This is a genomic window from Kribbella sp. NPDC050470, assembly GCF_044458365.1.
Classification (GTDB): domain Bacteria; phylum Actinomycetota; class Actinomycetes; order Propionibacteriales; family Kribbellaceae; genus Kribbella.
In genome coordinates, this window is record NZ_JBITHV010000014.1 from 220204 (window position 1) to 238674 (window position 18471).

The 18471-nt window shown below is 68.8% G+C and carries 19 protein-coding genes and 1 tRNA gene; 12 read left to right on the forward strand and 8 right to left on the reverse strand.

The window, feature by feature from the left end; all coding sequences use genetic code 11:
* Positions 1-97 precede the first annotated feature (97 nt).
* From ACIBGM_RS38230 to ACIBGM_RS38245, 4 genes are all read right to left on the reverse strand, one after another.
* Positions 98-1927: a hypothetical protein gene (locus tag ACIBGM_RS38230; RefSeq protein WP_396388317.1), complete on the reverse strand. Its 1830-nt coding sequence runs from the start codon at positions 1925-1927 to the stop codon at positions 98-100.
* Positions 1912-2667 carry an ABC transporter ATP-binding protein gene (locus tag ACIBGM_RS38235; RefSeq protein WP_360528022.1) on the reverse strand — a complete coding sequence of 252 codons (756 nt, stop codon included), beginning with the start codon at positions 2665-2667 and terminating at the stop codon, positions 1912-1914. The genes ACIBGM_RS38230 and ACIBGM_RS38235 overlap by 16 nt, the downstream gene beginning before the upstream one ends.
* Positions 2668-2734: 67 nt before the next feature.
* Positions 2735-3565, reverse strand: a complete 831-nt coding sequence (locus ACIBGM_RS38240; RefSeq protein WP_360528019.1) for a carbon-nitrogen hydrolase family protein — start codon at positions 3563-3565, stop codon at positions 2735-2737.
* A gap of 120 nt (positions 3566-3685) precedes the next feature.
* Positions 3686-3769 (reverse strand) — tRNA-Leu (locus tag ACIBGM_RS38245).
* A gap of 226 nt (positions 3770-3995) precedes the next feature.
* Here ACIBGM_RS38245 and ACIBGM_RS38250 point away from each other — a divergent pair.
* The 6 genes from ACIBGM_RS38250 to pknB all read left to right on the forward strand — a co-directional run bounded on the left by ACIBGM_RS38250 (position 3996) and on the right by pknB (position 11484).
* Positions 3996-4817, forward strand: coding sequence for a DUF3662 and FHA domain-containing protein (locus tag ACIBGM_RS38250; protein WP_360528016.1), 822 nt, complete (start codon positions 3996-3998; stop codon positions 4815-4817).
* Between the two features lie 10 nt (positions 4818-4827).
* Positions 4828-5310, forward strand: a complete 483-nt coding sequence (locus tag ACIBGM_RS38255; RefSeq protein ID WP_360528013.1) for an FHA domain-containing protein — start codon at positions 4828-4830, stop codon at positions 5308-5310.
* Positions 5311-5320: 10 nt separating this feature from the next.
* The gene (locus ACIBGM_RS38260) at positions 5321-6697 is read left to right on the forward strand and encodes a PP2C family protein-serine/threonine phosphatase (protein WP_396388318.1); all 1377 of its coding nucleotides are present in this window, start codon (positions 5321-5323) and stop codon (positions 6695-6697) included.
* Positions 6694-8091 (forward strand): FtsW/RodA/SpoVE family cell cycle protein, encoded by a 1398-nt coding sequence (locus ACIBGM_RS38265; protein WP_360528007.1) that lies wholly within the window; start codon positions 6694-6696, stop codon positions 8089-8091. The genes ACIBGM_RS38260 and ACIBGM_RS38265 overlap by 4 nt, the downstream gene beginning before the upstream one ends.
* The gene (locus ACIBGM_RS38270) at positions 8088-9539 is read left to right on the forward strand and encodes a penicillin-binding transpeptidase domain-containing protein (protein WP_360528004.1); all 1452 of its coding nucleotides are present in this window, start codon (positions 8088-8090) and stop codon (positions 9537-9539) included. The genes ACIBGM_RS38265 and ACIBGM_RS38270 overlap by 4 nt, the downstream gene beginning before the upstream one ends.
* A 112-nt stretch (positions 9540-9651) precedes the next feature.
* A complete protein-coding gene (gene pknB, locus ACIBGM_RS38275) occupies positions 9652-11484 on the forward strand; it encodes a Stk1 family PASTA domain-containing Ser/Thr kinase (RefSeq protein ID WP_396388319.1) in 1833 nt (610 codons plus the stop codon).
* Positions 11485-11529: 45 nt separating this feature from the next.
* Here the strand turns inward: pknB and ACIBGM_RS38280 are convergent, their stop codons facing one another.
* Together ACIBGM_RS38280 and ACIBGM_RS38285 are read right to left on the reverse strand one after the other, a co-directional pair.
* The gene (locus ACIBGM_RS38280) at positions 11530-12147 is read right to left on the reverse strand and encodes an aminodeoxychorismate/anthranilate synthase component II (RefSeq protein WP_360527998.1); all 618 of its coding nucleotides are present in this window, start codon (positions 12145-12147) and stop codon (positions 11530-11532) included.
* Positions 12148-12173: 26 nt separating this feature from the next.
* Entirely contained in the window at positions 12174-12944 is a 771-nt protein-coding gene (locus ACIBGM_RS38285; RefSeq protein WP_396388320.1) for a DUF881 domain-containing protein, read from the reverse strand.
* Positions 12945-13056: 112 nt separating this feature from the next.
* Between ACIBGM_RS38285 and ACIBGM_RS38290 the strand changes: the two genes are divergently transcribed.
* Entirely contained in the window at positions 13057-13317 is a 261-nt protein-coding gene (locus ACIBGM_RS38290; RefSeq protein WP_360527992.1) for a cell division protein CrgA, read from the forward strand.
* Between the two features lie 206 nt (positions 13318-13523).
* On the opposite strand, the gene ACIBGM_RS38295 is transcribed toward ACIBGM_RS38290, so the two are convergent.
* On the reverse strand, positions 13524-13970 hold the full coding sequence (locus ACIBGM_RS38295; protein WP_360527989.1) for an Lrp/AsnC family transcriptional regulator: 447 nt from the start codon (positions 13968-13970) through the stop codon (positions 13524-13526).
* An 81-nt stretch (positions 13971-14051) separates the two neighbouring features.
* On the opposite strand from ACIBGM_RS38295, the gene ACIBGM_RS38300 reads away from it, so the two are divergent.
* The 5 genes from ACIBGM_RS38300 (at position 14052) to ACIBGM_RS38320 (ending at position 17733) form a co-directional block, all read left to right on the forward strand.
* Entirely contained in the window at positions 14052-14645 is a 594-nt protein-coding gene (locus tag ACIBGM_RS38300; RefSeq protein WP_360527986.1) for a PQ-loop domain-containing transporter, read from the forward strand.
* Positions 14646-14665: 20 nt separating this feature from the next.
* Positions 14666-15280, forward strand: a complete 615-nt coding sequence (locus ACIBGM_RS38305; RefSeq protein WP_360527983.1) for a hypothetical protein — start codon at positions 14666-14668, stop codon at positions 15278-15280.
* A gap of 60 nt (positions 15281-15340) precedes the next feature.
* On the forward strand, positions 15341-15865 hold the full coding sequence (locus ACIBGM_RS38310) for an EXLDI protein (RefSeq protein ID WP_396388321.1): 525 nt from the start codon (positions 15341-15343) through the stop codon (positions 15863-15865).
* Positions 15866-16003: 138 nt separating this feature from the next.
* Positions 16004-16954, forward strand: coding sequence for an ATP-binding cassette domain-containing protein (locus ACIBGM_RS38315; RefSeq protein WP_396388322.1), 951 nt, complete (start codon positions 16004-16006; stop codon positions 16952-16954).
* Positions 16951-17733: an ABC transporter permease gene (locus ACIBGM_RS38320; RefSeq protein WP_396388323.1), complete on the forward strand. Its 783-nt coding sequence runs from the start codon at positions 16951-16953 to the stop codon at positions 17731-17733. Before ACIBGM_RS38315 ends, ACIBGM_RS38320 begins: the two co-directional genes overlap by 4 nt.
* Here the strand turns inward: ACIBGM_RS38320 and ACIBGM_RS38325 are convergent.
* The gene (locus ACIBGM_RS38325; protein ID WP_360527972.1) at positions 17709-18425 is read right to left on the reverse strand and encodes a pyridoxamine 5'-phosphate oxidase family protein; all 717 of its coding nucleotides are present in this window, start codon (positions 18423-18425) and stop codon (positions 17709-17711) included. The genes ACIBGM_RS38320 and ACIBGM_RS38325 overlap by 25 nt on opposite strands.
* Positions 18426-18471: the final 46 nt, after the last annotated feature.

The following is an 18471-nucleotide window of genomic DNA, read 5'->3' on the forward strand; positions in this document are numbered from 1 at the left end:
CGACACGGTGGCGTGGTGCGGACGCCGTTAACGGACCGTACTCAGTCCGGCACACAATGTCCACAGGTCAGAGCAGCCGTCTCACCCTACTGACGGGTCACTGAACAAGCAGCGGATCCGCCTTCCGCTTCGCGTTGAGGTAGGTGAGACCTCCGAACGCATACATGGAGAGGCCGAGGGCTGCCATGAGGGCGATGACCGGCCAGTGCCACTGCGGGTCGAGGTGGAGAGCCAGGAACCAGGACTTGGTGTCGGTGTTGCCGGTGAGTAGGAAGATCGCGGGTACGACGGCCTGCGGGAAGAGTGGGATGGCGCCGAAGCCGAGGCAGTAGTTGGCCAGCGTTCGCCGCCAGCGCGGGATGTGGTCGTACTGCGCGGCCTTCTTGGCTTGCTCGGTGGTGGAGCGGCCGTGGCGGAGCAGTGTGAGGAGCTCCGGGCCGCGCTGCTCGAGGCGGGTGGCTGCGAGTCGACCGAGGTACCACCAGGCCAGTACGCCGGACGCGACGCCGACCGGAACGCCCCACCACGACCAGGCCAGGGCTGCGGCGAGTGCTGGGCCGGCGGTGATCGACACCAGGATGAGCATCACCCAGACGATGCCCATCGTCTCGCCCTCGTTCTCACCGGAGTTGAGCGGATTGCCGGACCGCTTGTGCGCGTCGGTCGTCGGTACGGCGGCGAACACCGAGCAGGCGACGACCAGACCGGCCGCGCTGCCCAGGAGCGCCGGCAGCACGCTCAGCACGAGCGGCCATGCGCTGGCGGAGCCGGACCACCAGGTGAGGAGCAGCGTGATCAGCAACGTCGGCGGACCGAACACCAGCAGGAACGCACGCTGCCGAGCCCTGACATCGGGCCCGGCCGACCCGGGTGTCATCAGTGTTGTCCACAGCGCCGTACCGTCCGAGCCGTACAGGTTGGACGACATCGAGCCCGCCATCACGAGGGCGGCCGGACCGGCCCAGGGGAGCATTCCCTTCCAGCCGATGGCGAGCGGCATAAGGCAGAAGAAGAGTCCGTAGCAGATCGCGAACACGGCCCGATGGCCGTAGAGCAGGTCGCGCGTCCAGGACCGGAGCTCCTTGGCCGCCGCTGCGTCTCGTGGACCCGTGGCCGTGAGCAACCGCCGCGGTTTGCGACCGGAGTGGGTGGCCGTCGTACGCCGTACCAAGAGAGCGGACCAGCCGACGAACATGACCACGGCGAGCAGTGCAAGACCGGCGAGGGACTGCAGCACCCGCAGCCAGTCCCCGCGCCCGGCGGCCTCTACTGCGCCCAGACCCCAGCCGGACGGGGCAACGCGCGACGCGCTGGCCATGGTCCCCTGCACGTCGGTCGACACGAAGGCGACGATCAGCGCCCACCCCTGTGCGGTGAAGGCCAGGATGAAGGCGTTGACGACGGCAGCGAGTACGGCGCCGGACCGCACTTGCAGGAGTACGCCGTACACCGCAACGGCAAGCCTGGACGCCAGGACGAAGCACAGGAGCTGCAGAGCGACAGCAGGCAGCGCGATCAGAGTCGCGGCGACAGACAGCTGTGCACCGACGACCACCAGACTGAGCAGGGCAAGCAGGCTGATGACTGGGGCGACACCGGCCAGTGCGGCGGTGAGGAGTCCGGCGGACAGCGTGCGCGGGCTGAGCGGGAGCATGCTGAAGTACTCCGGCTTGAGCGTCTCGTCGCCGCCACCGGCGAACAGCGGGCCGACGATCCAGCCCAGCATCCACACCGCCAGCGCGACGACCAGCAGGTCCAGCTCGCCCCGGGCCGCCACCCAGATGGTCCCGCCGGCGAGCACCGCGCCGACGAACGCACCGGTGCCGATCCAGCTGACCCGGTTCTGGTCCTTCAGCGCGTGCCGGAACGCGGCCAGCCGCATCCGGACCAGCGTCTGTGAGGTCGCGTGCGTCAGGCCGAGAGCCACGACAGCCCCTCCGCGCCTCGGGTCGAGGCGCCGACCAGCGACACGAACGCGTCCTCCAGGGTGCCGCCTGCCTGCACCTCGGAAACCGTGCCCGCGGCAACGACCTTGCCGTCGGCGACCACCGCGACCCGGTCGCACAGCTGCTCGACCAGAGCCATCACGTGGCTCGACATCACCACCGAGCCGCCGCCGGCGATGAAGCGGTTGAGGATGGTCCGGATGGTCGCTGCCGACACCGGGTCGACCGCCTCGAACGGCTCGTCCAGCACCAGCAGCCGCGGCGCGTGCAGCAACGCGACGGCCAGGCCGAGCTTCTTCCGCATCCCGGTCGAGTAGCCGATCACCTGCTTGTCGTCCTCGTGGTCGAGCTCGAGCACCTCGAGGAGCTCCGTCGTACGGCGGTCCACCTCGTCGGCCGGGAGTCCGCGGAGAAGGCCGAGGTAGGTGAGCACCTCGCGGCCGGTCAGCCGCTCCGGCATCCCGAGCCCGTCCGGGAGGACGCCGACCAGCGCCTTCGCCTCGGTCGGTTGCGCCCAGACGTCGACGCCGAAGATCTTCGCCGTACCGGAGTCCGGGCGCAGCAGCCCGACCGCCATCGACAGTGAGGTCGTCTTGCCGGCGCCGTTCGGGCCCAGCATCCCGAAGAACGACCCCTTCGGCACCACGAGGCTCAGGTCGTCGACCGCCCGCTGCTCCCCGAACACCTTGGTCAACCCGACCAGCTCGAACGCGTGCTCCATGCCGGTAACTGTGACACCCGCCCCGCCACCCCGGCGTCCGCCCGCGGACCGATCCGCGGAGTCCGCCTCAGGTAGTGGTGCGGTCGGCGGAGCGCGGGTCGGTGACGGCTCGGCTGCGGTAGATGGCGCCCTTGCGGGCGGTGGCGCGCCAGGGGCGGGCGTGGGCGAGCGGGACCTTCAGGGCCGGGTCGTCGCGGTCGATAGTGGCGACGGTGAGCTCGGACTTGCCGGCGACCTGGGCGGCGTAGGTGCCGTCCGGGGCGATCAGGCCGGACGGCATCAGGTCGACCGTCTGGGCGGGCAGCGACATCGCGACCCAGTAGCAGTTGATCGCGGCGTACGCGCGGGCCTTCACCTCGAAGACCTCGTCGACCGGGTACGCCGACAGCAGCAGGCACTCCACGCCGAGCTGCTCGTACTGACTGAACAGGTGCGGGAAGTTGACCTCGACGCAGATCATGCAGCCGAACCGGTAGCCGTCGACGTCGAACACGACCGGGTCGAAACCGGGTGTGTAGAAGTGGTTGATCTCGGTGTTCGAGCAGAACCGCTTGTCGTAGCGGTCGACGAGCTCGCCGGTGTCGGAGATCACGTACAGACTGTTGTGCGGCCGGTTCGGCGGGGTCAGCGGGTGCGCGGAGCCGAGCACGACCCAGATCTTCAGCTCGGCGGCCAGCGCCATCATCTTCTCGAGCTCGTCGCGGACGACGTCCCAGTCGACCTGCGACCAGTCCGCGATCTGCTCCTTCGCGTACCCGCTCAGCATCCCTTCCGGGAACTGCACCAGCCGCGCCCGCGCACCCGCCGCCTTCCGCATCAGCGCCCGCACGGTCTTCCCGTTACCCCTGGCGTCCGCACCGATCACCGGCTGCGCAATCCCAACCCGAATCCCCGTCACCGCCCTACAGTCTCAGCCCCCACCCCCAGAACCCCGCACCGCCACGACCGGCTCGGCAGGGTGATGGTGAACACACCCTGGAAATACAAAAAGTCCCGGTCTGTTGACCGGGACTTGCTGTGCGCGAGGGGGGAGTTGAACCCCCACGCCCTTTCGGGCACACGGACCTGAACCGTGCGCGTCTGCCTATTCCGCCACCCGCGCGCTTGGATGCGTCTGAGAGTCTCGTCTGCAACCGAGAAGGAACAGTAGCACGGGTTGTGCGGAACGTTCACATTGCGGGTTGGGTCGAACCTCCCGATACGATCGATCGTCGTACCCGGTGTGTCCACAGGACCGGTGGACACGGCGTACGGCGTGCCTGCTGAGGGCGCCGGACGGCAAGCACGATCGTTGGCTACAACCGGCGACCGACCGTGGAGGAGGAGGCGTGCGACCGCTGCAGCGCTTCGAGCGACGTCTGGAGGGCATTGTGAGCGGTGTCTTCGCGCGTGCGTTCAAGGGCGACGTCGAGCCGATCGAGCTGGCGGCGGCGCTCAAGCGTGAGATCGACAACACCGCGCGGATCCTGTCCAGGGACCGCCGGCTGGTGCCGAACCACTTCACCATCGAGCTCGGGCCGAGCGACTTCGAACGGCTGAACGCCTACGGCCAGACCCTGAACCACGAGCTCGCGAACGAGCTCCGGGACCACGCGGACATCCAGCGGTACACGTTCTCCGGCCCGATCGAGATCGTGCTGACCCAGCAGGACGACCTGCCGACAGGTAAGTTCCGTGTGGTCAGTGCGACAGTCGGGACCCAACGACCCCGTCCGCAGCCCCAGCCCTACCAGCAGGAGCCCTACGTGCCGCCGAACGACGGCCAGACTGCGCTGCAGAGCGCCCCACCGCCCCCGCAACAGCCCCCGGCCCGCCGCGGCCACCCACAGGTGATGCTCGAGGTGAACGGCCGCCGCCGGCCGGTCAACCCGCCGGGCGTCGTGCTGGGCCGTGGCACCGACGCTGACATCCAGATCAACGACCCCGGGGTTTCCCGCCGGCACGCCGAGATCCGGCTGATGCCGGAGGGCCCGGGCGGCATCCGGGTGGTGCTGGTCGACCTGGGGTCCACCAACGGCACGCTGGTCAACGGCCGGCGGTCCACGGAGGCCGAGCTGGTCGACGGCTCGACCGTGCGAATCGGCAACACGACGATGACGCTGCGTCTGGCGGACGAGCCCTTCGCCCAGCCGCCGAGCAGCGGGTGGTGACTGACCTTCCATGTCGGAACTGACCCTGACCCTGATCAAACTGGGGTTCCTGGCCCTGTTGTGGATGTTCGTCCTCGCGGTGCTGTCCGTGATCAGGTCCGACCTGTTCGGCGCAAAGGTGGACAGCCGTACGGCGAGTGCCGTCGTACCGCAGAACACCCGGACGCCGAAACCCGCCAAACCGGTGAAGAAGCGCAAGGGCCTGCCCGGGTCGGTGTCGATCGCGGACGGCCCGCAGGCCGGGGTCGGCGCGACCCTGGTCGACGAGCCGGTGATCATCGGCCGCGGCTCGGACTGCCAGATCCGGCTGGACGACGACTACTCGTCCACCCGGCACGCCCGGCTGTTCCACTCCGAGGGCCAGTGGTGGGTCGAGGACCTCGGCTCCACCAACGGCACGTACCTGGACGGCCAGCGGGTGACCCGCCCGGTGCCGGCCGAGATCGGCGGCTCGATCCGGATCGGCCGGACGACGCTGAACATCGCGAAGTAGGCCTGCCTCGATGACCCTGTCGCTCGACTACGCCGCACTGTCCGACGTCGGACGCGTGCGCCGCAACAACGAGGACTCGGCGTACGCCGGTCCGAACCTCCTGCTGCTCGCGGACGGAATGGGCGGCGCCGCAGCCGGTGAGGTGGCCAGCGCGGCGGCGGTCCAGGTGATCCGGAAGCTGGACAAGCCGGGGATCAGCGGCGAGGACATGATCGAGGCGCTGGCCGGCGCGGTGCACCGGGCGAACGAGCGGCTGTCCGAGCTGGTCGAGGAGGACCCCGAGCGCGAGGGCATGGGTTCGACCGTCACCGCGCTGATGTTCGACGGCAGTCAGCTCGGGATGGCGCACCTGGGCGACTCCCGCGCGTACCGGATGCGCGACGGGCTGCTCTACCAGCTCAGCCACGACCACACGTTCGTGCAGTCGCTGGTGGACGAGGGCCGGATCTCCAAGGAGGAGGCCTTCACCCACCCGCACCGGAACCTGATCCTGCGCGTCCTCGACGGCCGGCCGGACTCCGACCCGGACCTGGAGATCCTCGACGTCCGCGCCGGTGACCGGCTGATGCTGTGCAGTGACGGCCTGCCCGACTACGTGAGCGACGAGGTGATCGCGGCCTCGATGGCCGACGGTACGCCGGACTCCGTGGTCGTGGAGCTGATCACGCACGCCCTGGAAGCCGGGTCGAACGACAACGTGACGTGTGTCGTCGCGGACGTGATCGAGACGCAGCCGTCGAGCGGCGCGTCGCCGCAGCTGGTCGGCGCGGCCGCGGAGCTGGCTCAGGGCGGGACCGGTCGTGGTGAACCGACGATCGTCGTACCTGGTGGTCATGGGCACGGTGGTGGTCACGGACACGGTGGGGCCCTCGACCCGGAGGAGCTGCGGTACGCGCCGCGGGCGCCGAAGCGGTTCCCGTGGCTGCGGCGGATCGCCGTACTGGCGGTGCTGCTCGGTCTGATCCTCGGTGGCGGGTGGTTCGCGTACAGCTGGACGCAGAGCCAGTACTACGTCGGCACCGACGGTGACTACGTGGCGATCTTCAAGGGTGTGGACGAGGACATCCCGGGGCTGACGCTGTCGAAGGTGTACGAGAAGCAGGCCCTGCAGGTGGACAAGCTGCCGACGTACAACCGCGAGCAGGTGGAGAGCAACATCCAGGCCGACGACCTGCCCGGGGCCCGGACGATCGTGAGCGAGCTGCAGCGCGCCGCCGACGAGTGCGCCAAGCCGACGCCGTCGCCGACACCGAAGCCCAGTACGCCGGTGCCCAGCAAGCCGGTGACGAGCAAGCCGGCGACGAGTGCGCCGCCCGCGACGGCCAAGCCGACCACCTCGCCGTCGCCAGGCACGGTCAACCCCGACGACTGTGACGGCGTCCGATGAGCATCGCGTCGACGTCCGTCATCCAGATCATCCCGCGCAGCCGGCGCGGGGTGGAGTTGTTCCTGCTCATCATCGCCGTCGTCGTCTCGGTCGGCGCGTACGTGAACATCGGCCTGACCGTCCAGGACAAGATCCCGGCCAGCACCGGCCTGTACGCCGCCGGCATCGGCCTGCTCGCGCTGATCGCCCACCTCGCGCTGCGGTTCCGGGCGCCGTACGCCGACCCTGTGCTGCTGCCCTGCGCGGTCGCGCTGAACGGGCTCGGCCTGGCGATGATCCACCGGATCGACCTCGGCCTGGCCGCGATCGCGGAGGCGAACGGCCGGACCCCGAAGCCGCCGGCGGCGCCGCAGCAGATCACCTGGACCGCGGTCGGCGTCGTGCTGTTCCTGGTGGTGATCCTGGTCATCCGGGACCACCGCCGCCTGCAGGCGCTGACCTATACCGCCGGCCTGGCCGGCCTGGTGCTGCTCGTGCTCCCGCTGATCCCCGGGCTCGGCGTGAACCTGAACGGCGCCCGGATCTGGATCCGGCTGGCCGGTATGTCGTTCCAGCCCGGTGAGTTCGCGAAAGTCTGTCTGGTCGTCTTCTTCGCCGGATACCTGGTGGTGAAGCGCGACGTGCTCACCCTGGCCGGGCACCGGTTCCTCGGTCTCGACCTGCCGCGCGCCCGCGACCTCGGGCCGATCCTGATCGCCTGGGCGGTCAGCCTGGGCGTGCTGGTCTTCGAGAGCGACCTCGGGTCGTCGCTGCTGTTCTTCGGCCTGTTCCTGTTCCTGCTGTACGTGTCGACCGAGCGGGCCGGATGGCTGATCATCGGCGGCCTGCTGTTCGCCGGCGGCGCGTTCTTCGCGTACCAGGCCTTCGGCCACGTGCACAAACGGATCACGGACTGGCTGGACCCGTTCTCGATCGACGGCGGCCAGGTCGCGTCCGGGCTGATGGGCCAGGCCTGGGGCGGCATCCTGGGTCGCGGTCTCGGCCAGGGCCGCCCGGAGATCACGCTGTACGCGCAGAGCGACATGATCATCTCCTCGTTCGCCGAGGAGCTCGGCCTGACCGGGGTGATCGCGATCATCCTGGTCTTCACGCTGATCGTGGAGCGCGGCCTGCGGACCGCGCTCGGCTGCCGGGACATCTTCGGCAAGCTGGTCGCGACCGGTCTGGCGATGTCGTTCGCGCTGCAGGTGTTCGTGATCGTGGGCGGCGTCACCGGCCTGATCCCGCTGACCGGTCTGGCCACGCCGTTCATGGCCCTCGGCGGTACGTCGCTGGTCGCGAACTGGGCGATCATCGCGCTGCTGCTGCGGATCAGCGACCAGGCCCGCCGGCCGCAGACGCCGGCCGCTCCAGTGTCCGACGAAACGATCGCGATGGCGGTGCAGAAGCAGTGAACTCAGCGATCCGGCGACTGGCTGTGGCGGCGATCATCCTGATGCTCGCACTGATGGCGAACTCGACGTACCTGCAGGCCTTCCGGGCCAACGAACTCAACGGCCGCAACGACAACCGCCGGGTGCGGGACTCGCAGTTCTCGATCGACCGCGGCCCGATCCTGATCGGCAGCACACCGATCGCCCAGAGCAAGCCGTCGAACGACCGGTTCGAGTTCCAGCGCTCCTACGCCTCCGGCCCGGTCTACGCACCGGTGACGGGGTACTACTCCTACCTGTACGGCAGATCCGCAATCGAGCTGACCCAGAACTCCGAGCTGAACGGCAGCGACCCGTCGATGGCGTTCCGCCGGGTGATCGACGTGATCACCAACCGTCGCCAGCAGGGCGCCAGCGTGACGCTGACCCTGAACGCGGCGGCCCAGCAGGCGGCGTACGACGGACTGGCCGGCAAGACCGGCGCGGTCGTGGCGATCGAGCCGAAGACCGGCCGGGTGCTCGCGCTGGCCACGCGGCCGTCGTACAACCCGAACGAGCTCGCCTCGCACGACCTGGACAGGGTCAGCGCGGCGTGGAAGAGGCTGAACGAGGCCGAGAGCAAGCCGATGTCGAACCGGGCGGTCAAGGAGCTCTACCCGCCGGGCTCGACGTTCAAGCTGGTCACCGCGGCCGCGGCGCTGTCCAGCGGCAAGTTCACGCCGGAGACCAAGGTGCACTCGCCGGCCGAGCTGCCGCTGCCGCAGACCACGGTCCCGCTGGTGAACGAGAACGGCCAGAACTGCGGCGGCAGCGACAACGCGACGCTGACCATCGCGCTGCGCTACTCCTGCAACACCGCGTTCGGCACCATCGGCCTGGAACTGAAGGCTGACGCGCTGGCCGAGCAGGCGGCGAAGTTCGGCTTCGGCGAGCGGCAGCTGCCCGAGCTGGGCGCGGTCGCCAGCCAGTTCCCGGGCGATCCGAACGAGCCGCAGACCGCGCAGTCCGCGATCGGCCAGTTCGACGTCCGCGCCACCCCGCTGCAGATGGCGATGGTGGCGGCCGGGATCGCGAACAAGGGCGCGGTGATGAAGCCGTACCTGGTGCAGAACGTGAAGACGGCCGACCTGAAGACGGTCTCCGAGACCAAGCCGGAGGAGCTGCACCAGGCGGTCACCCCGGAGGTCGCGTCGCAGCTGACCCAGATGATGGTCGACGTGGTCGCGAACGGCACCGGCCGGCCCGGCCAGATCAGCGGCGTCGAGGTGGCCGGCAAGACCGGTACGGCGCAGACGTCGAAGGAACGCCCGCCGTTCGCCTGGTTCACCGCGTTCGCCCCGGCCAACGACCCGAAGATCGCGGTGGCGGTGATGATCGAGGACGCGAACATCCCGCGCAACGACATCGCCGGCGGCACCCTGGCGGCGCCGATCGCCAAGCGGGTGATGGAGGCGGTGCTGGGCCAATGACGACGATACGGAATGATGCCGTGACAGCGTGTCTTTCCGACGGGGATCCACGTGTGGCGGCCGCTACCGTGGGCAAGTTGAGTGTGTTTCGGACAGGTTGGAAGGCTGAGTCATGACATCGCAGGCACGTCTCGTCGGCGGCCGGTACGAAGAAGGCGAACCGCTCGGCCGCGGCGGCATGGCCGATGTCCGCAGGGGCGTCGACAACCGGCTGGGCCGGGCCGTTGCGATCAAGCGGCTGCGCGTCGACCTCGCCAGCGACGCCACCTTCCAGGCCCGGTTCCGGCGCGAGGCCCAGTCGGCCGCCTCGCTGAACCACCCGACCATCGTGTCGGTCTACGACACCGGCGAGGAGCCGGACCCGAACGGCTCCGGCGTCACCATTCCGTACATCGTGATGGAGCTGGTGACCGGCAAGACGCTGCGGGACCTGATCCGCGAGGGCCGCAAGATCATGCCCGAGCGGGCGCTGGAGATCACCTCCGGCGTGCTCGAGGCCCTCGACTACAGCCACCGGGCCGGCATCGTGCACCGCGACATCAAGCCCGGGAACGTGATGCTGACCCCGCAGGGCCAGGTCAAGGTGATGGACTTCGGCATCGCCCGGGCGGTCGCGGACACCTCGTCCACGATGACCCAGACGGCGGCCGTGATCGGCACCGCGCAGTACCTGTCTCCGGAGCAGGCCCGTGGTGAGACCGTCGACGCCCGCTCCGACCTGTACTCGACCGGCTGCCTGCTGTACGAGCTGCTGACCGGCCGGCCGCCGTTCGTCGGTGAGTCGCCGGTGTCGGTGGCCTACCAGCACGTCCGGGAGCAGGCGCTGCCGCCGTCGTCGTTCGACCCGGACATCCCGCAGGAGGTCGACGCGGTCGTCCTGAAGGCGCTGGCGAAGAGCCGCGAGGATCGGTACCAGAGCGCGTCCGAGATGCGGCAGGACATCCACCGGGTGCTCGCCGGCCAGCAGGTGACCGCGCCGATGGCGGCGGTCGCCGAGACCCGCGCGATGACGAGCGCCTACTCGCCCGCCGCGGCGACCCAGGCGTACCAGCAGCCCGGCGGCGACGACCTGCTGCCGCCGGACGACGGCCTCGACGAGGCGCAGGCGGCGCGGGCCCGGCGCAACCGCGGCCTCGCCTACTTCCTGCTCGGCCTGGCCATCGTCGCCGTCGCGGTCGGCGCCTACGCGCTGTTCACCAACATGGGCAATGACAACGGCGGCGGGGCGACCCCGCCGGCGAAGGTCCAGGTTCCGGACGTGAGCGGCAAGTCGTCGGCGGACGCGACCGCGATCCTGACCGACGCGGGCCTGAAGTTCGCGCAGGGCCCGGCCCAGGCGAGCGACACGGTCGGCCGCGGGCTCGCGATCTCGCAGACCCCGCAGGCGAGCACCGAGGCCGAGACCGGCTCGACCGTCACCGTGGTGTTCTCGTCCGGTCCGAGCGCGTTCCCGGTGCCCGACGTACTCGGCAAGTCCGAGTCCGCGGCGCGGAAGGCGATCGAGGGCACGAAGGCGAACTTCAAGGTCAAGGACGAGGTGAAGACCGAGAACAGTGGCGAGAAGGAAGGCACCGTGCTCGCGGTCTCGCCGGACCCGAGCGGTCAGTACCCGTCCGGCACCGAGTTCACCCTGACCGTGTCGAGCGGCAAGGAGATGGTCGAGGTCCCGAACGTCGTCACGATGACCTTCGACGACGCGACCAGGGCGTTGAAGGAGCTCGGCTTCAAGGTCGGCTACGACCAGAGCCAGGACCCGAGCAAGCCCGACCAGACCGTGCTCCAGCAGAGCGTGAAGGGCGGCACCCAGGCCGCGAAGGGCAGCCTGGTCACCTTGACGATCAACATGCTGCCGGAGAACACGCCGACGCCCACGCCGACGCCCACGCCGACGGAGACCGAGACTCCGGAGGATCCGACCACGCCACCGATCACGATCGGCGGCTGAACCGAAGAAAACCCCCGCGGTCTTCCGCGGGGGTTTTCGTTTGCCTCAGCTGACGACGGGGGCCAGGCCGGCCGAGCGGGCGACCGCGTCCGGGTCGCCGCACATCACCAGCCAGTTGGCGAGCATCCGGTGACCGCCCTCGGTCAGCACGGACTCCGGGTGGAACTGGACGCCCTCGACCGGGAGGTCGCGGTGCCGGGCCGCCATGATCACGCCGGCCTCGGTCCGGGCCGTCACCTGCAGCTCGTCCGGCACGCTGTCCTGGGCGATCGCCAGCGAGTGGTACCGCGTCGCGGTGAACGGCGACGGCAGCCCGGCGAGCACACCGGCGCCCTCGTGGAACACCTGGCTGGTCTTGCCGTGCAGCAACTCGTCGGCCCGCCCGACAACTCCGCCGTACGCGACGCCGATCGCCTGGAGACCCAGGCAGACGCCGAAGATCGGGACCTGGCCGCCCTGCTCCCGGACGATGTCCACGCACGCGCCGGCCTCTTCCGGCGTACCGGGACCGGGGGACAGCAGGACACCGTCGTACGACGTGACGTCGTCGGGGGTGACCTCGTCGTTGCGCAGCACAGTGGTCTCGGCCTGCAACTGCTGCAGGTACTGCACCAGGTTGTAGACGAAGGAGTCGTAGTTGTCGACGACAAGGATCCGCGGCATGCGAACCATTGTGGCAGCTGTGGCAGCTAACGGCCGGTCGCGGTCGGGCTGACCGAGGGGGTGCGGTCGAAGCCGGGGACGGTGGCGCTCTGCAGGTCGAGGGTGCCCTCGTAGGCCGGCATCGCGATCGACGACTCGTTCTTCACCTCGTAGCCGAGCTGGAACTTCACCACGTAGTCCTGCAGGTTCTCGATGTACTGCGAGTCGTCCAGCGCCTTCTGCAGCTTCTGCCGGTCGCCGATCGCGGTGATCTTGTACGGCGGCAGGTACGGAACGCCGTGCAGGACGACCGAGTTGCCGACGCACTTGATCCCGGTGGTGGAGATGACCCGGTGGTTCTGGATCGAGAGCGCGTCCGCGCCGCCGGCCCAGAGCGCGTTCACCACGGCCTGGATGTCCTGCTGGTGGATCACCAGCCAGTCGGCGTCGACGTCCGGGTTCTCCTTCACCACCTCGGGTGGCGCGTCCTTCAGCGTGACGGTCAGTCCGGGGCCGGTGACCGGCGTCGTCCCGACCTGTTCGGACAGTTCCTTGAGCTGGGCGGACAGCTTCGGGTCCATCGAGCCCTGCTGTGCCTGCAGCTTCTCGATGTCCTGGGTGAGGGCGGCGTGCTGGCGGACCAAGCTCGCGCTGCGGCGGCTCTGTTCCTCCACCAGCCCGGCGAGCGTAGTGTTGCGGCTAGGGCGCAGGTCGGTGCCTCGGGCGTTGGTGGCGCTGGTCGCGAAGAGCAGACCGGCGCACAGCAGCGCCAGCGGCGCCCCCACGCGCCACAACGAAATCCGCTTGAACCTACGCACCCGTGATCTCCATGTTGCTCTCTGCACTACGCTAACCCGGGACCGGACCCGACTACGGTCCGGGCCTGGGCCTCCAGCGCTCAGCTTATGCGTCCTTACAAGGAGTTCAGTCGTGCCCGAGTCGAGCAGTCGCAACAAGAAGAAGACCGAGAAGGTCAAGGCGGAGAAGACGCCGAAGAAGCCGCGTACCACCAGCCGCGTCTGGGTGGCGCCGCTGATGCTGGCCTGCTGGCTGCTCGGCCTCGCCTGGCTGGTCGTCTTCTACGTGGCCGGCCAGGACATCCCGGTGATGAACGACCTGGGCAACTGGAACCTGCTGATCGGCATGGGCCTGATCGCCGTCGGCTTCGTCGTCTCCACGCAGTGGATCTGACCGCACTGAAACGTTGATCCCCGCTCCGGGCGGTGAGCGGGGTGACCGAATCACAGGACTGAAGTTATCCACACCCGTATCCCCAGCTGTGCACAGCTTTCCGGCGACTTGTCCCCAGGTCACCCCGGGTTTCTCCACGGTCACCGGCCGAAATCTCTCGAAATCTGTGGATAACCGAGGTTTGATTCGGTCAGTTTCCACACCGTTCACGTAGGCGTCGGACGGTTGTCCACGACCTTCGTCATCACGATCGTCGACGTCATCCGCAGCACCCCGGGCAACCGGGCCAGCTTCTCGTCCCGCACCTTCTGGAACGCCGCGATGTCCGCCGTCGCGACCCGGATGAAGTAGTCGGGCTCCCCGAACAGCCGCTCCGCGTGCACCACGTCCTCGATCTCCGCGAGCCCGGCCTCGAACCCCGCGACCGACTCCTCCCGGTCCATCGTCACCGCGACGAGCACCTCGAACCCGCGACCGACCGTCGCCGGATCGACGACAGCCCGGTATCCACTGATCACGCCGGCGCGCTCCAGCTCCCGCAGCCGCCGATGACACGGCGCTGCACTCAACCCCACCCGCTGAGCCAACTCGGTGACGGTCAGCCGACCCTCGCCCTGCAGCACCGCAAGGATCTTGCGGTCGATCGCATCCATGGCAAGAATCCTATCGCTCAGCGCCTCGATCGGGCATGAATTCGCACGATATCGTCGCGGAATCGGACGTAATCTTGCGCCATGCTCGACCTACTGCCCATCGCCGCCGCGATCTTCGGCATTCCGCAGTACCTTCCGCAGATCCTCAAGCTGAGGGCGACCGGTGACACGGCTGGGGTGTCGTGGTCCTGGGCGACGCTGACCAGCCTCAACAACTCGGCCTGGTTCGTGTACTTCATGCTGTCCGGCTATTGGAGCGCGAGCGTGCCGTCGACGGCGGCCGCCGTACTGGCCGGGACGGTCTCGGTGATGCTGGTACGGCGGGGCGCGGTGAGCCGGCGTGCGATCGGGTGGATCTGCGGCTGGGCCGGCCTACTCGTGATCGCCACCCTGGTCGGTGGGCGGGTCGGGCTGGGCACGTTGCTCGCCGCGGCCGCCTTCGTCCAGGTGACGCCTTCGCTGTGGACGGCGTACCGGAGTGAGCGGCCGACGGGGATCTCGGCGGGGACCTGGGGGCTCGTGGTCGGTGAGCTGTCGTGCTGGTTCGTGTTCGGGCTGTGGAAAACCGACGTACGGCTGATCACGCTCGGGGCCACCGGAGTGATTGCGGGGCTCTTGATGCTCGCTCGGGTGTGGCAGGCGGGCGTACGGTCGAGGTGCCGACCAGCGGCCTGAGAGACGGGGAGGGTCTCACGATGTTCGTTCAGGTCATTCAGGGACAGGTGCAGGACGCCGAACAGGCACATGCCGCGTTCGACAGGTGGATGGAGGAGCTGGCTCCCGAGGCGACCGGCTGGCTGGGGACGACGGCCGGAGTCACCGAGGACGGGCGGTTCATCGCGCTGGCGCGGTTCGAGTCCGCCGAGGCAGCCCGGCAGAACAGCGATTCGCCGGCGCAGGACAAGTGGTGGCACGAGTTCGCGTCGGTGCTGACCGACGACGCGATCTTCCACGACAGCGACGACGTCACCCTCGATGTTCAAGGCGATCCTGACTCGGCCGGTTTCGTCCAGGTCATGCAGGGCAAGGGCAGCAACCCCGAGCGCGCCCGCGAGCTGATGGCGCAGGATCCCGAGGTGTGGGCCGCGTTCCGGCCCGACGTCATCGCCACCGCCACCACGATGTACGACAGCGGCGACTACACGATGGCGATCTACTTCACCAGCGAGGCCGAGGCCCGCGAGGGCGAGCAGAAGGAGCCGCCGGCCGAGATCAAGGCGGCGATGGACGAGCTGAACTCGCTCGCCGAGGGCCCGCCGGAGTTCTTCGATCTCAAGCAGCCCTGGCTGTACTCGCCCGCGTCTACGTAGAGATATATGTAGACATCTACGCACCTCCTACGTATAGTTCTACGTAGGAGGAGAGAGAGTATGCCCAACAAGACGATCTACGTGTCGGACGACGACCTGCCGCTGTACAAGCGGGCGCAGGAGCTCGCCGGGAACCTGTCCTCGGCGATCTCGCTGGCGCTGCGCAAGTACGTCGAGATGGAGGAAGGCCGGCTCGAGGGGTACGACGAGATCACCGTGCGGGTGGGCCGGGGCGCCGGCCGCAAGCAGCGGTTCTCCGGCGTCCTGCTCGCCGAAGGCGGCCGCTCCAGCAAGTCCGGCTACGAGGCCTTCAAGGTCTACCGCAGCCGGACCGGCAAGTTCGTCCTGCACGCCGACCGCCGCAACCAGATCACCCAGGGCGCCAGTGACGAGGAGTACCTCACCGGCTGGCGCGCCTGGGTCGGCAACTGGAGCACCGACCAGTCCTGGAGCATGGCGCAGGGCGAGGCCACGCTGCACGTGGTCGAAACGGTCGAGGAACTGCGCGACCTGATCCCCGAGGATCTCTACCAACTCGTCGAGGAAGCCGCCGACCAGCCCGCGGTGGAGGACCTCGACATCTGACCATCTGACCCAGCACCCCTGATTCACCGACCGCCGCCGGCGGCTCGGCTGGATCAGCACGCCCAAATCCTCTCCTCCGCACACCTTCAGGCCACCTGGGCCAGGTTCACCCTGCCCGAAAACACCCAAGGAACCCTCATGTCATCAGCAATCGACGTGCGCGGACTGCACAAGTCGTACGGCGACAAGGTCGTGCTCGGCGGCATCGACCTGAACGTTGCCGAAGGCACTATCTTTTCCCTGCTCGGCCCGAACGGCGCCGGCAAGACCACCGCGGTGCAGATCCTGTCCACCCTGATCGCCGCCGACGCCGGCGAGATCCGGGTAGCCGGCCACGACCTGCACCAGGACCCGGAGGCGGTCCGCGCCGCGATCGGCGTCACCGGCCAGTTCTCCGCGGTCGACGGCCTGCTCACCGGCCGCGAGAACCTCATCATGATGGCCGACCTGCACCACCTCGGCCGCCGGGAGGCGCGGCGCCGGGCCGACGACCTGCTCGAGCAGTTCGACCTGGTCGAGGCCGGCCAGAAGCTCGCCATGACCTACTCGGGCGGGATGAAGCGCCGGATCGATCTGGCCATGACGCTGGTCGGCAACCCGCGGATCATCTTCCTGGACGAGCCCACCACCGGTCTCGACCCACGCAGCCGGCACAACATGTGGCAGCTGATCCGGGAACTGGTCACCGACGGCGGCGTGACCGTCTTCCTCACCACGCAGTACCTGGAGGAGGCGGACCAGCTCGCCGACCGAATCGCCGTACTGGATCATGGCCGCCTGGTTGCCCAAGGTACGGCGGAGGAGCTGAAGCGGCTCGTTCCCGGCGGACACATCCGGCTGCGGTTCACGTCGCCGGACGAGTTCGCGCTCGCCGGTCAGGTGCTGCCGACCGCGGTGCCGAACAACGAGTCCCTGGTCCTGCAGGTGCCGAACGACGGCAGCGTGCACTCGCTGCGGGCGCTGCTGGCCCGGATCGACGACGCCTCGCTCGAGGTCGACGAACTGACTGTCCACACCCCCGACCTCGATGACGTGTTCTTCGCCGTCACCGGTCAGCCCACCGCCCACCAGGAAGTGATCACGAAATGAGCCACGCACTTCAAGACACCGCCACCATGCTGCGCCGCAACCTGCGGCACGCACAGCGCTACCCCGGTCTGTCGCTCGGCGCCCTCGGGATGCCGGTCGTGATGATGCTGCTGTTCGGCCTGGTCTTCGGCGACACCTTCTCGGCCGGTCTCGGCGGCGCGAACGGCTTCGACTACATCGACTTCCTGACGCCCGGCATCCTGCTGATGTCGATCGCGTCCGGGACGATGTCGCCCGCGGTCGCCGCCTGCACGGACATGACCGAAGGCATCGTGGCCAGGTTCCGGACGATGGCGATCTTCCGGCCGGCCTTCCTGACCGGGCACGTGCTGGGCAACGTGATCCTGACGATCGTCAGCCTGGTCCTGGTGGTCGGCTTCGCCGTCCTGATCGGGTTCCGCCCCAACGCGTCGTTCGGGGAGTGGCTGCTGGCGGGCGGGTTGCTGGTCGCGCTGACCATCTCGCTGACCTGGTTCGCGGTCGCCCTCGGGCTGACCAGCAAGACGCCGGAGGGCGCGAGCAACATCGTGCTGCCGATCAGCCTGCTGCTGCCGTTCCTCAGCAACACCTTCATCCCGCTGGAGGCGATGCCGAGCGGCATCCGCTGGTTCGCCGAGTACCAGCCGTTCACACCGATCATCGAGACGCTGCGGCACCTGCTGATCGGCACGCCGGTCGACACCGGCACCGGCTGGCTCGCCCTCGCCTGGTGCGCCGCGATCGGGATCGTCGGCTATTTCTGGGCGCAGAAGAGCTACAACAAGGGCACGGTGGCGTAGGGCGTCTCGCCTGAAGCCAAGGCGCCGAGCAGGTTCGCGCGGGTGCGGATGTGCGCGGGGACCAGTAGGTCGCAGTCAGGGTTGGTGACCGGTTCGCCGGCCACGACCTGGAGGGGGATCACGCCGGTCCAGTAGGGCAGGTCGAGGTCCTCCTCCTCGTCGTTGGCCGGCCCGGAGCGGGTCTTCACCGAGGCCTCGGTGAGGGAGAGGGCCAGGACGGAAGTCTTGGCGAGTTCCTTGCGGTTGGGTGGGCGGACGGCTCGCGAGCGGCCGGGGACCAGGTGGTCGACGATACAGTTGAGGCCGTCCAGCTTCTCGTCGGGGTCGGTCACCAGGCGGGGGACGCCGAAGACCACCGCGGAGCGGTAGTTGACCGAGTGGTGGAAGGCCGAGCGGGCCAGCACCAGTCCGTCGGCATGCGTGATCGTCACGCAGACCGTCTGCTGCGGCGCTGCGACCACACTGCGGGCGGCGACGGAACCGTGCAGGTACAGCGTCCCGTCCGGTCCGCGGTCGAGATCCACGCCGTACGCCGTCGGCAGCACGAGCGGAGCGCCGTCCACCACCACTCCCAGGTGGCAGAACATGCCGTCGAGAAGCACGTCGAACAACGCCTCGCGCTCAGTGGCCGCCCGTTCCTTGGAGCGACGCAGGGTGGTCCGGTCGGTCGGCTGCAGCGGGGTTGTGGTCATGTAACCAGGCTGGGGGAATCAGTGGCATGCTGGCACGGTCCATTCC